12 protein-coding genes are annotated in these 13,478 nt (G+C 39.4%); 7 read left to right on the top strand and 5 right to left on the bottom strand.

The features are described from left to right. The 7 genes from NQ782_RS17780 (at position 1) to NQ782_RS17750 (ending at position 8,815) form a co-directional block, all read left to right on the top strand. On the top strand, positions 1-1,239 hold the full coding sequence (locus NQ782_RS17780; protein ID WP_004907155.1) for an efflux RND transporter periplasmic adaptor subunit: 1,239 nt from the start codon (positions 1-3) through the stop codon (positions 1,237-1,239). A 10-nt stretch (positions 1,240-1,249) separates the two neighbouring features. Further along, positions 1,250-4,333: an efflux RND transporter permease subunit gene (locus NQ782_RS17775; protein ID WP_267581276.1), complete on the top strand. Its 3,084-nt coding sequence runs from the start codon at positions 1,250-1,252 to the stop codon at positions 4,331-4,333. Continuing rightward, complete coding sequence (locus NQ782_RS17770; RefSeq protein ID WP_004827107.1) at positions 4,326-4,652, top strand: DUF3240 family protein; 327 nt, start codon at positions 4,326-4,328, stop codon at positions 4,650-4,652. The genes NQ782_RS17775 and NQ782_RS17770 overlap by 8 nt, the downstream gene beginning before the upstream one ends. Next, entirely contained in the window at positions 4,649-5,956 is a 1,308-nt protein-coding gene (locus tag NQ782_RS17765) for a TolC family protein (RefSeq protein WP_129264334.1), read from the top strand. Before NQ782_RS17770 ends, NQ782_RS17765 begins: the two co-directional genes overlap by 4 nt. A gap of 144 nt (positions 5,957-6,100) precedes the next feature. Then, positions 6,101-6,763: a response regulator gene (locus NQ782_RS17760; RefSeq protein ID WP_026094014.1), complete on the top strand. Its 663-nt coding sequence runs from the start codon at positions 6,101-6,103 to the stop codon at positions 6,761-6,763. Further along, the gene (locus tag NQ782_RS17755) at positions 6,763-8,109 is read left to right on the top strand and encodes an ATP-binding protein (RefSeq protein WP_019383611.1); all 1,347 of its coding nucleotides are present in this window, start codon (positions 6,763-6,765) and stop codon (positions 8,107-8,109) included. Before NQ782_RS17760 ends, NQ782_RS17755 begins: the two co-directional genes overlap by 1 nt. A gap of 196 nt (positions 8,110-8,305) precedes the next feature. Beyond that, positions 8,306-8,815: a cytochrome b gene (locus tag NQ782_RS17750; RefSeq protein ID WP_004827098.1), complete on the top strand. Its 510-nt coding sequence runs from the start codon at positions 8,306-8,308 to the stop codon at positions 8,813-8,815. Between the two features lie 601 nt (positions 8,816-9,416). Here the strand turns inward: NQ782_RS17750 and NQ782_RS17745 are convergent. The 5 genes from NQ782_RS17745 to NQ782_RS17725 form a co-directional block, all read right to left on the bottom strand. Beyond that, positions 9,417-10,682, bottom strand: a complete 1,266-nt coding sequence (locus NQ782_RS17745) for a type II toxin-antitoxin system HipA family toxin (RefSeq protein ID WP_267581275.1) — start codon at positions 10,680-10,682, stop codon at positions 9,417-9,419. Then, positions 10,682-10,987 (bottom strand): helix-turn-helix domain-containing protein, encoded by a 306-nt coding sequence (locus NQ782_RS17740; RefSeq protein WP_046267491.1) that lies wholly within the window; start codon positions 10,985-10,987, stop codon positions 10,682-10,684. Before NQ782_RS17740 ends, NQ782_RS17745 begins: the two co-directional genes overlap by 1 nt. Positions 10,988-11,906: 919 nt before the next feature. After that, the gene (locus tag NQ782_RS17735) at positions 11,907-12,164 is read right to left on the bottom strand and encodes a hypothetical protein (protein WP_000896237.1); all 258 of its coding nucleotides are present in this window, start codon (positions 12,162-12,164) and stop codon (positions 11,907-11,909) included. A 349-nt stretch (positions 12,165-12,513) separates the two neighbouring features. Continuing rightward, the gene (locus NQ782_RS17730) at positions 12,514-13,110 is read right to left on the bottom strand and encodes a putative adenosine monophosphate-protein transferase Fic (protein ID WP_004658347.1); all 597 of its coding nucleotides are present in this window, start codon (positions 13,108-13,110) and stop codon (positions 12,514-12,516) included. Between the two features lie 12 nt (positions 13,111-13,122). Further along, the gene (locus tag NQ782_RS17725; RefSeq protein ID WP_002125865.1) at positions 13,123-13,290 is read right to left on the bottom strand and encodes a YhfG family protein; all 168 of its coding nucleotides are present in this window, start codon (positions 13,288-13,290) and stop codon (positions 13,123-13,125) included. Between the last annotated feature and the right edge of the window lie 188 nt (positions 13,291-13,478).

The following is a 13,478-nucleotide window of genomic DNA, read 5'->3' as shown; positions in this document are numbered from 1 at the left end:
GTGAATCATCAAGTGGATATATTACGACATAAAAAAGTATTTATTAGTATTTTCACATTTGTCTTGGTGATTTTAGGAATTTGGTGGGGTAGCAGTTTACTACTCAATAAAAATAAAACGAAAAAATCAAAGACACAAAATGTAGTAGCCAATCAAACAGAAACAATAGATGTGTCTGGTAATCAGATTTTAATTTCGCCCACACAGATTCAACAAGCAGGTATTCAATTACAAACTTTAGGACAAGCGACAAGAGATGTACAACTCGCCCTGACTTTGCAGGGGCAAGCGCAGTGGTCACCTCAAAGTAAAGTGGTCTTAACGAGTCCTGTAGCGGGTATAGTGCAACAGGTACTAGTGCAACCTTTAGCCGAAGTTGGTCTCCATAGTCCTGTACTGGCTATTCACAGTCCCGATTTAATTCAGATTCAAAATGAAATTTTACAAATTCGTGCACAACTGCAATTAGCCAGCCAAAATTTGGCACGTGAACGCAGTTTATATGCAGAAGGGATTATTGCTGAAAAACGTGTACAGGAAGCCCAGAATGTAGTGCAACGACTGAATATTGATCTGAATGCCAAGCAACGCATGTTGCAGTTTATGGGCGGAAGTAGCAGTCAGGGATTGAATCCCGTGGTGTATGTCAAAAGTCCAGCCAGAGGCAGTGTAGAAAGTTTACAGGTATCTGCAGGTCAGTATGTAGAAACCGGTGCAGTACTGGGCCAGTTGGTGAATAGTGATCTACCTTTGCAATTAATGCTGCAAGCCCCTTTAGCGGATAGCAAATATATCCAGATTGGCGATTTGGTCAAAGTTGAGGGGTGTGAAATTACCGGGCAGGTACAACAAATTGCACCAGCACTTTCAGGCAATACGCAATCTCAAAATGTTCTAGTCCAAATGCAGGCCAAGGATAACTGTTTAAAAGTACAACAGTTTGTTAAAGCGAATATTCAAAGCCATAACCCGACAACAAAAACCGCATGGGTAATACCGAGTGCTGCCTTAACTTTAAAAGATAACAAGCACTTCATTTTTATCAAGAACCAAAATGGTTTCGTGGCAACGCCTGTGGAACTAGTGGGGGCGAACCAGCAGCAAAGTCATGTGATTGGAAATGCATTAAAACCTGGAATTCAAGTTGCTGTGCGGGGTGTCGAACGTCTAAAAGCCGTTTGGTCAGGTTTCGGTGCAGAGCAGGCACCACCTGCCAGCAGTAGCACTGCGGTGAATTGAGGTTAGGCACATGTTAAAACGTATTATTGCATTTTCACTGAGTCAACGAATCCTAATGCTGTTATTGGGTATGGCAATCAGTGTTGCGGGTTATTTGGCATTTACCAAATTGCCGATTGATGCCTTTCCCGATGTATCAAGCACACAGGTTCAAATTGTGATGAAATCTCCTGGCATGACGCCAGAAGAGGTGGAAAGCCGTATTGTGGTACCGATAGAACAGGAAATGTTGGGAATCCCTCATCAAACTGTACTACGTTCACAATCTAAATATGCTATTGCAATCATTACCCTGGATTTTGCAGAAGGGACAGATCCTTATTGGGCCCGACAACAGGTCAATGAGCGTTTGACTGGAGTCATGTCAGCTTTGCCTGGCAATGCCTCTGGCGGGATTGCGCCTATGACGACGCCATTAGGTGAATCTTTTATGTTCACTTTACATGGTCCTATGAGTGATATGGAAAAACGAACCTTGCTCGATCGGGTCGTCCGTCCACAGCTCAGAAAAATTGAAGGGGTAGCGGATGTCAATGTCCTGGGTGGTTTGGCACGTACCTTTGAAGTGACACCCAACCTGGATGCTCTGGCATCGAGAGGTCTCTCTCTTGATCAGTTAAAACAAGCCATTGAATTAAATAATGCAAGTGACGGTGCGGGGCGTCTGAATGAAAATGGAGAATCATTACTGATTCGTAGCGATAGTCGTGTCACCAATTTACAAGAGCTGGGTGAGATTATTGTTTCCAATCATCAGGGGACGCTGGTGCAAGTGAAGGATGTCGCCGATGTTCATACCGGTGCCCTTACCCGTTACGGAGCGGTAACCGAAAATGGTCAGGGTGAAGCTGTTGAAGGGATTGTCCTCACCTTAAAAGGCGCCAATGCACGTCAGGTTGTGCAAAGTGTGCGTGAACATTTGCATGACATTGAGAAAAACTTACCCCCGGGCGTTACGATCAAGCCTTTTTATGACCGTGGTGAACTGGTGAATCGTGCCATTCATACCGTGAGTAAAACCTTAGTCGAGGCGATTGTACTTGTCCTGATTTTATTGCTGTTGTTTTTAGGCAACTTAAGGGCTGCTTTGGTTGTTGCCGCAATTTTACCTTTATCTGCGTTGAGTACTTTCTTAATGATGCATCAGTTTGGATTAAGTGCCAACCTGATGTCATTGGGTGGTTTAACTATTGCCATTGGTTTGCTGGTCGATGCGGCGGTTGTGGTGGTGGAAAATATCGAAATGCAACTGGCGGATGCACACGAATCTAAACACCGTTCGTTTTTGCCGCCGTTGAACGTTATTTATCGCGCGGTTTGTGAGGTGGCGGTACCTGTGACTGCAGGAATGATCATTATTATGCTGGTCTTCATTCCGTTGATGACTTTGCAAGGATTAGAAGGGAAACTCTTCTCTCCAGTGGCGCTGACCATTGTCTTTGCTTTGTCGAGCTCACTTATTTTTTCATTAACGATTATTCCAGTGCTGTGTTCTTATTTCTTGAAATCTCAAGCACATCACACGCCGTATATTGTTGCCAAGCTGGAACAGGCATATAGCAAGGTGTTAAATGCAAGCTTGGCCCATCCGAAACGTGTTTATGCTTTGGCTGGAGGCGCTTTGGTGGTTGCTGCACTCATTTTTCCACTCATTGGTAAGTCTTTTATGCCAACCATGGATGAAGGTGACACCATATTGCAGCTGGAAAAAATGCCATCGATCAGCCTACAAAATTCAATTGCACTTGATCTAGACATTCAAAGAAGAATTTTAAAACAAGTTCCTGAAGTGACCCGCATTGTGGCAAGAACCGGATCGGATGAACTTGGTTTGGACCCCATGGGCTTAAATGAAACCGATAGCTTTATCATATTGAAACCGCAAGATCAGTGGCACGGACAAAGCAAGGAGCAGATTTTAGCTAAGATTCGCCATGTATTGGCCGATGTTCCTGGGGTCAATCTCACGTTTAGTCAGCCTATAGAAATGCGGACTTCAGAAATGTTATCGGGTGTACGTGGAGATTTGGCCGTCAAAATTTTTGGTACCGATTTAGACCAGCTTAATCAGCTATCTAAGCAAATCTCTACTGTTCTACAAGGGATCAAAGGCAGCGAAGACGTCATGACTTTGGAAAATTCTGGGGTGCAATATCAGGAATTACGTATTCGTCGTGATATGGCTGTCCGCAATCAGCTAGATAGCCAAAGCATACAGGCACAACTCAAAATGCTCATCGAAGGACAGCAGATTAGTTCGATTATTGAACAGGGGCGACCAGTTCCATTGATGATGAAAGGTGATCCGCGTCTGGGACAATCCAGTTTTGCCCTCGCGAACATGAATTTACCTGTTGCAAACTCAGCGGCTGTACCGTTGTCCTCTTTAGCAGAAATGGTCAAGACGGAAGGAGTCGTCAAAATTGACCGGGAAAATGCTTCAAGAATGTCCGTTGTCCGTGCCAATGTGCGTGACCGGGATCTGGTTGGTTTTGTCGAGGAAGCAAAACAGCAGGTTGCCCAGAAAGTTAAATTACCGGCCGGCTATTCATTGAAATGGGGTGGACAGTTTGAAAATCAACAACGTGCAGCAGCGCGTCTGATGCTGGTTGTCCCTGCAGCGTTGACCATGATTTTCTTCTTGCTCTTTACAACTTTAGGGTCTGTTCGTCAGGCAGTACTGGTTTTTGTGAATATCCCCTTTGCTTTAATTGGGGGAGTCGTAGCCTTAGCCATCACTGGTGAATATTTATCGGTGCCTGCTTCTGTTGGATTTATTGCTTTAATGGGGATTGCCGTACTGAATGGTTTGGTGATGATTGGTTATTTTAACCAGCTCATTTCACGTGGCGTTGCAATTGAAGAAGTGGTTCGCGAGGGGGCGATGAGACGTTTACGTCCCGTAATGATGACTGCAAGTATCGCTGCTTTGGGTTTAATTCCGTTGCTCTTTACCACTGGGCCAGGTGCTGAAATTCAGCGTCCATTAGCGATCGTGGTGATTGGTGGGTTAATTTCATGCACTTTACTGACGCTGATTTTACTTCCTAACTTGTTCAAACAATTTGGTTTAGTGCGAGATACTCATGTCTGAAATGTGCCAACTCTCTATCAACATCTCCAGTGATATTGCCGAAGAATTAATGAGCCATTTATGGCTCATTCCCGAGATTGTGACAGGATGTACCTGTATCTCGGCACAAGGTTTCGGTAGCCGCCAACATTATCGCAACATTCAAGAAAAAATTCAGGGTGCAACTGAGCGTAATTTGATTCTATTGATTTTGCCTCTTGAAAATGTACCTCTAGTTTTAGCTCATATTCAAATTAAATTTAAATCAAGTGACTGTTTTTATTGGGTAATACCAACGATAACATCAGGCTATGCCAGTCAAGGAGGCGTGAACGAATGAAACGAGAGATTGAAACTCAACCACATTTTCTGGGTAAAGCCACACGTTTACTATGCCTAGGCTGTTGTATGATAATTACTTCTGTCGTATCTGCGAAATCAGAATTAGATCAAATCTTGCCACCGCTTGATGCGATTAAGCATAGTTTGTCACAGCATCCAACTGTTCGGTCGGCAATCTCTGATCAGGATTATGCCAATTTTTCAGGACAAGGGTTAAAACTAGGACAACCTTGGACCGTGCGCGCGGGTATGCAGCTTCGAAACAGTAACGTCCAAGATAGTCAAACCAAATCCAATAATTATGAGCCGAACTTTGGTGTTGAAAAGCAGATTCGTTTACCTGGCAAATACCAGTTGGATCAGGATTTGGCGCAACGAGGAATGACTATTGCTGAATTAAAATATGAAGATGCCAAACATGAAGTTGCCAAAACTTTGCTGAATCAGTGGTTTGCCTATATGCGCAGTGCTTTGCAATTGACGCGCATTGAGGAACAGCAGGAAAGAATACAGCAATATATGCAAATGACCCAGCAGCGTATCCGTGCTGGAGATGCTTCACGACTAGAACTGATGCTGCTCAGCAATGAATTTCGGCAAATCGAAGAACAATATATGCAAGCTAAAACTGCTTACTACCAAGCACAGCAGTTATTATCACGTGATTATCAGGGAAAAATTCCAGAGCACTGGAGCAGTGATATCATCAAAATTCACCCACTCGAATATACACAGACTGAATGGATACAGCAGGTTTTGTCTGCTAATCATGAGCTTGAGCTGGCCAAAACGCAGGCAGCACAGCAAGATGCATTAGTCAAAAGAGAGCAACTTAATCGGATACCTAATCCTACGGTAGGAGTGGGCTATAGTCGTGAGCAGTCTGGCGTTGAAAATTTGATGAGTGTGAGCGTTTCAATTCCACTCGCCAGTCGGCAAGTACGAATAGCTTCTGGTATGGCAATGGCGGAAGCTCAAAAGGCTAATTTTGAGATTGGACGAGTAGAAAACCGTTTGCGTCAGGAAACTCAATACTGGTTCACGCAGATGGAGTCGGCATCAGTACGGAGTGAGCAGGCTCAACAGAATGTGGCACAGTTACAGCAACAACATGCATTGATGCAAAAAGCATATAAGCTTGGTGAATTAAGTTTAAATGAACTATTACTTCATTCACAGCAATTGGTTGATGCGCGTGGTCGAATTGATCAAGCCAAAATTGATTATGCAGAAAGCTTGAGTTTACTATTGCTAAATTCTCATCAGTTATGGCCTCTACATGAGGATCATCAGGCAGAGTAAAATAGTAGAGTGCTGATATATCAATGTCTTGTATGATCATTATTCGGTTGGTATTTTGTCTTGCTTGGGCCAGAGTACCTGCAGCTTGCACAGAAATAAATATAGGCTGACTTATAAGTAGCAGAATGAGAGGGTAGCTTAGACGTGAGAATATTGTTAGTTGAGGATGATGCCTTACTGGCTAAGGCAACTGCACGGGGCTTAGATCATGCAAATTTTGTGGTCGATATAGCCACCACAGCAGAGCAAGCCTATCATTTTTTGGCGAGTTATGATTATCAGTTTATTCTGCTTGATTTAGGTTTACCAGACAGGAATGGGTTGGAAGTTTTAAAGTCACTGCGCCGTAAAAAGAATAAAGTAGGTGTTATTATTTTGACTGCCCAAGATCAAATTCAGGAACGAATTGCAGGTTTGGATGCAGGTGCAGATGATTTTGTAGTTAAGCCTTATGATTTATACGAAGTTATCGCCAGGGTTCAAGCAGTGTTACGCCGTATATCAGGTCATGTTAGTGATTTGGTTCAGATAGGCAATATTGCTGTCAATCAATCAGCTAAACAAGTATTTATCAATGAGATTGAAGTTGAATTAACCCAAAAAGAATTTCACTTACTTGAACTGCTTATTCTTAATCGTGGTCGAATTATTTCACGAGAGAGTATAGAAAACTCACTCTATGCTTATGATGCGGAAGTGAGTAGTAATGTTATACAGGTATATATTCATAACCTACGCCGCAAACTTGGAAAAAATATCGTGCGAACAGTACAAGGCTTTGGGTATATCATGGATGAGAATTATTGATGCCTAATTTAATACGAAGTTATTCACTGACACGGCGCTTATCATTAATTTTACTGGCGATTACAACTAGTGTCTGGGTGGGTAGCTTGGGATGTATCTATTGGGGGATGCAGCGCGCAGCTAATAATATTTTTGATAAATCATTAGCCGAAACAGCCCATGCTTTACTTTCAACAACATCAAGTACATTAGAAGGGCGAGTCCCTGACCATACTGTAATTGAGAAAGCTCAAGGCGAGCATTATAATCAAATTATATTCCAGATCTGGCATAAAAATGGAAACTTAATCTATCGTTCTGTTGGTGTAGACACACACCCGTTTGTTCAGCAAGCCAAATTTGGTTGGATTAAGATTCACAATCAAACGTATCGTAGCTATTCGATTTGGGACAACACACACACAATACAGGTGCAAATTGCTCAGGTGTGGACGATTCGTCAGGATATTCAGAGTGATATGTTGCTATTTTTGATAGTGGTTTCTGGATTTTTTCTTCCATTATTGTCTTGGTTGATTATAAGAACCATACGTAGTCATCTAGCCACTGTATTTAGTATCAGTCAAAACCTAGAAAAACAGTCGATTGAACATTTAAAACCTATTAACCCTATTGTACCCAAAGAAATAGAACCATTGGTGAATTCATTAAATACACTATTAAGTGAAATAGCAGAAAGCATGCAACGTGAAAAACGTTTTACTTCAAATGCAGCACACGAGTTACGTACTCCTTTGGCTGCTATCCGTATGCATGCACAAGTTTTATTGAGTGCTCGTTCTACAGAAGAGGCGAGAGAATCAGCACAAGACATTATGATTGGAATTGATAAAGCTTCTCGAATGATCACTCAGTTGTTGACTTTGGCTAGGATTGAACATTTAGATGAAAGAAGTGAAGTTTCAGTTGATTTGTGTATTATTATCCAAAAGACACTTACACTTATGGATTTTAAAATCGTTAAAGAAAATATTGATATACAATTAGATTTAAAGCCTGCTCCAATTCTTGCTAAAGCTGAACATCTAGAAATTATATTACGTAATATTATAGAAAATGCAATTATATATCGCAGTCAAAATGGCATTTCAATAATTAAGATAACTTGTGGCAGTATTGAAAATCGTACATTTTTTCAGGTTGAAGATAATGGGATTGGCGTGGAAGAAGAGAAAATGCCATATATCTTGCAAAGATTTTATCGTGCGAACCAGAATAGTAGTGTGATTGGTAGTGGTTTGGGACTGTCGATCGTAAAGCAAATGGTCGATCTATATCATGGAAAAATAGAGGTAAGTCAAGCATCCATAGGTGGTTTTTTAATTAGAATAGAATTTAATAAATAATGGATTTAAAGCTAATGGATTTTCTTATAAAGAAATATTGATTGTATTATAATAGTGGAGGGAATAAATAAAATATGGATAGTATGTTTGAATTTATGATAATGAGTTTTTTAAATAAAGCTATTGAACTTTATAAATTAATCTAATTTTAATTTTGGTTTTGTAATCTTAAAAATAAATTTATGCTGAGGAATATATGAAAAATAAATATCCATTTCCTTTAATGGTTATACATTGGCTTACATTTGTTTTAGTAGTGCTTGCCTATTTCACTGGTGGAGATCCAACAGTGCATCTAAAAAGTGGGGAACTGCATATTTTTGCTGGAGTCTCTGTATTTCTGTTATTTTTTATCAGAATTATAATGATTTCTATTTATAAAAAAGATCTCCCACACAATAAGTCTATGAGTAAATATCAGAAAACTTTATTTTTAATGGTGAAACATACACTTTATTCATTGTTATTTTTAATTCCTGTTTTGGGTTGGTTTACTTTATCTGGATTAACCGAAAATTATCAGTTGTTTGGAGTGAATTTACCTTTAATAAGTAACTCATGGGACGTAGAAATAATTGGTGAAACTCATGAATTTCTTGGAAATTTTTTCATGGTGCTTATAGGTTTACATGCATTAGCTGCCTTAATTCATCATTATGTATTTAACGATAATGTGCTGAAAAGTATGCTTTATTTTAAAAAATGAACCAAGAGCTTAAAAGATTATGATTGAATAACACTAAATATAAAAAAAATGGAAGAATAATTTATTAAGTTATTGTTTTTAAATTGATGCTTGTTTTATTTGTGGATGATAATAACTTTTGATTACTAGTTTTTACCTTAAATATACTGATTGAAAGATTCATTTAAAGGCTATGAATACATGAGTTTTACAGTTTGGCTAGGTCAGCATGAGCACTTTTCACAAGATTTAAGATCGACCATGTACGTGATTAAGTTATAGGGGATTGATGAAATAGTTTTTATGAATTTCTGGCTTTCTGGGCTGATTTTGTCAAATTCATGTCTATGCAAAATTGCGACATATTTCTCGTGTTGGTAGTTATCCAGAGTTTGGTCTGCATCTATCCATAGTGCAGACCTTTTTTTGGTGACAGTTTTTTCTTAGTGATTTTCGATCTGGATGTAGTGATTTCACGTTTGCCGAACATATCTTGACGGTGATCCATCTAACATTCGTGGTTATAAAGCGAGCTAATTCACAGGTTCTACAGATTATGTAGCGACTAACTATATCAAAGTCTATTTGCAGTTGATGGTTGGCGCTTAGTTTATATTTACGCTTAGGTTTTAGTTAAAAAATCAATATTCTGTTGAATCCGTGATTGAATCATCTCTAGGGTAGATGCTCGAATTTGATTGGGATACAGGCGTTGCGCAATTTGACTAAATTGAAGTGCAATTTCTCGCATGACTAGGATGATCTCATCGATTTCTAGAGCGTTCAGATTGGCTTCTGAAGTCCCGAGTTTATGTATGTCATTTCGGGAAATATTGAGCGCTTCTCCCATAATGTCCATTTGATGATAACCACCTGGACCCTCGCAGAAGGTCACATCATAGGCTGGAGCCAATTTCCATTGACCATTTTTCTCCATGAGAAATGAAAAGTTCTTAGTATGGTCATCCCGATTATTGAAAAGCACATTAAACACAGCACGTTTAAAAGCATGCAATCTTTCTCGTACATCTTGCGTACACATCAAGGTTGCCCGGAGAAAATTGCGATAGTCTAGGCTACCTGGAACTTTATAGTCTGCTCCTGTATATGCAGCCAAACTCTGCATTGGAATCCGCATACCATTTTGACGATCGAATCGTTTAGAAGCAAAAGCCGTTAAACCATTGGGCAAATTAAAGAAATGGGTATCTGGAGTCTCAATTGCACAAAGTCGCAAACATTCTGCATAGACGGCTTCAATGGCGCAGACTTCAGGATGCTCTTGCTGAGCAGGAAACTTAATCAGCCAGGCTTCATGTTGATCAGAATCTTGAGTCGAAAACTCTAAATTGACAGGATCTCGGTAAACCAACGCTTTTGGTCTGGCACCTTGAGGGGAGCCACCCATGACCAATAAATGCTGTAGAAATTCACCACCTTCACCTTTGAGTACTTCTTGAACTTCCTGGGCCAGTTGTTGTAAAGGGATATTTTCTGAGGTTTGCATGTCAGCAACACAAGGTTCAAAGGAGAGGGCACCCATTGCGTGACTACTAATATAGGTCAGACGCTCCAAAGGTCCAATTCGTGCTGAATTTAAGCCAATTTTTTTGAAATATCGATCCATCAACATCATGCCCCAACCATCTGGTAAAGCGTCATAGACTGGACCTGGGAGTCCCATTTGATGAGTAGGAAAACCTTGTCTGAATGGTAGACCTTTTAAAGGCAGCAAGTAAGAAGAGAGCTCAACACCTTGCTGTATTGCTTCTGGACTATATTCAAAAGCAATGGTGGGTCTACCTGTCGTGGCTGTTGAACTAATCAGCGTTCCCCATAACCATGATTCGCCCCAACCGTTGTAATAAACATTAAGTCTATTGAGCATTATCCCTTCCTCTTAATACGGTGGCGCTTACTTTGACTCTCATAGCGAAGAATGTCATTCACACTGTTAAGCTGAGGTTTAAATAGTTCCTGAAGTTCGTTTAATCGACCCAAGACCATTGCAATACGGACTAAATTTTCAACAGATACATTTCGTCCCGCTTCAAGATTCGAAACTGTATTCACGCCGACACCAGCGCGTGCTGCTACCTCAGTTTGAGACATCTCCAGAAAGAGTCGTTGCTTACGTAAACGCTCACCTAAAAGAGTCACAACTTCTTCTGGTTTAGTGAAATATAAATCCATTAAATTGGGTCTTAAGAATGAATAATTTAATTAAATCACAAAATAATGGAATTAATCTATAGCTATAGTGTGGCTAAGGAGGGCTTTGTTGCACAGCACATCAGAAGGGTAGGTATAGTCCTTGGGTATCGGTTACAGAAAATCATCAGGATGTACTTTGACTGATTGTTGATACGGAGATTTCAGTATTTTCATTTTTCCTAATAGGTCACATTACTTAGAAAGGGTTCTTCGAAAATTAGTTCATACTTTAAAAATCCTATAAATATTGAGGATATTTTCTTAATGCTTTCAATATAGCATGCGGCTATATGTAACTCGAACGGGCTTAATCTGCCTTTCAGTATAAATTTTTTGGGCGTGAGAGGGGAGAGGTGTGAGGGCAAGCAATTTATATCGTGGATACTTCTAAATTACTTATGTAATAGAAGGTGGTAAACATGGATTTAGAGGTAATAACACTAAATATAAAAAAATTGGAAGAATAATTTATTAAATTATTGTTTTTATGTGGTTATTGGTGATGTTATGAATAATAATAACTTTTTCTTGATGAATTTTACCTAAAAAAATTGATCAGATAATTTTCTTTAAATGTCACGCATACATAAATTTGACAGTTTGAAGGGATCGGTATGTGCATTTTTCACAAGGTTAAAGATCGACCATAAATGTGATAAACGGCAGAGGATCATTGAAAAATGAATGGATTTAAACACTACATGTATGCACGAAAAAGAGTATCGCTGCGGTTCTGCTGACAGGCTGTATTGAGCATTGAATGCAAATGATGTAGTAATTGTCTACAGGCTATAGGACCAGCATGAAGAAGAATGAAATGTAGTTGCCAATTTATAACCTTGGTTGAAAAGCATAGCATTGTTATTCGGAGAAGTGAGGTAAGCCATCCTTCTCTTATTCATTTAAAATGATTCTTACTCAACTGATCTCGACTCATGGGCTGGTTCAAATTAGACGGATAATAACTTCCATCCCCTATCTTTTTCTTACCACATTTCTTGCATTTAATCCCTTCTTTGGAGATTTGATTCAGCATCACTGTTGTCGGTTGAATCAAATCAATGACATAGTTCGTTGGTTCAGGAAAAGCAGAAGAGGCTGCTTTATTGCAAAAGAGAACATTCGGATCAAATGGATTGGATTGCACAAAAGCCATGATACAGCCACAGAGTAATTCACCTGCATGTAATCTGTAACATCCATTCAGGTCATCAGACGAAGATTAATCTGAAATTTAAGCACTAAACGCCATAAATCTATGTATGGGCAGACTTTTTTGAGACATATGTTGATAAACATGCGGCAAGTTACATTGCTTAAAAGTCTATCTAAGTTAACGATCTATTCAATTCTGGATAAGTAATCTGAATATTACGATCCTAAATTACCCGAAGAGTATTGAGATTTCTAAGAATCGTGATTGTTGGTTTATTTGGGAAATTAATCAGTGGATTGAAGCAAAGATGATGGCTCATTAAGGATTGTGGGCTTCGACTACTTAAATTTTAGGTATTTTGAATAAAGCATATTTCAAAAATCTTAATTAATGGATTTAAATTACCATAAAAACCTTCAATATTGGCTTGAATCCATTGTTGTTGAGAGTCAATGCGAGACCAATCAATACCATAACCACAATGAGCAATCAGATGCTCAAAGAAAATCCGTTGTGTACGTCCATTACCTTCACGGAATGGGTGTATGACATTAAGCTCACAATACAAGTCGGCAAGTTGAGGAATCAGTTGTTGTGGTGCTAAGCCTTGAAAGTATTTTTTTTCTTGAAGCGGTTTGAGTAGTTTATTGGTTTCAATTTCAATACGGGAAAAATTACAAAAACGGGTGTCACCTTTGGAAATATCGATTTGTCTTAACTTTCCTGCCCAGTCGTATAAGTCGCCAAAGAGCTGCGCATGAATTGATTTTAAGTATTGTAAGTCGTAAGGTGGTTCAGCATATTCAATTAAGTTACTTGCCAATCCAGACAGTTCTAGTTCAGCTTGTTCTAAAATTTGTTCATCATGAATATTGAGTTTGTTCTTTAGGATATTTGTGCCAGGGTAACAATACAGGCTGTCACCCATTTCCCCATATTTATCCATACATGCACCTGACTAAGTTTCGGGTTGCGAATACTTCTTATATTTTTGCAAGATTTCAGCTTTACTTTGTTGAGTTGTTTGAGCTGTCGTTGTAATGCCTTCAAGCTTTAGGCTGGCTTGATAGTTTTGCGCACGTGTCGCTTGAATATATTTTTTTTTCTGTTCAGTGGTTCTGAGCATTTCGAAACTCCATTGATGCTACACGTGAAGTAAGTATAGCAGAGAATCTTTTTGATCAATGCTGCATACACAGCATTTCAAAATGTAATACAACGGTATTGTTTCATGTAATAACAGAAAACTAAAAAAAAGTGGAAGAATTTTTAAAATTTAGACCACCCATGATAAGTAAACCATATGTATTTGTT

The sequence above is a fragment of the Acinetobacter sp. BD54 genome (assembly GCF_044778325.1).
Classification (GTDB): domain Bacteria; phylum Pseudomonadota; class Gammaproteobacteria; order Pseudomonadales; family Moraxellaceae; genus Acinetobacter; species Acinetobacter baumannii.
The sequence above is the reverse complement of the archived record's forward strand: the minus strand, read 5'-3'. Positions and strand labels throughout refer to the sequence as shown.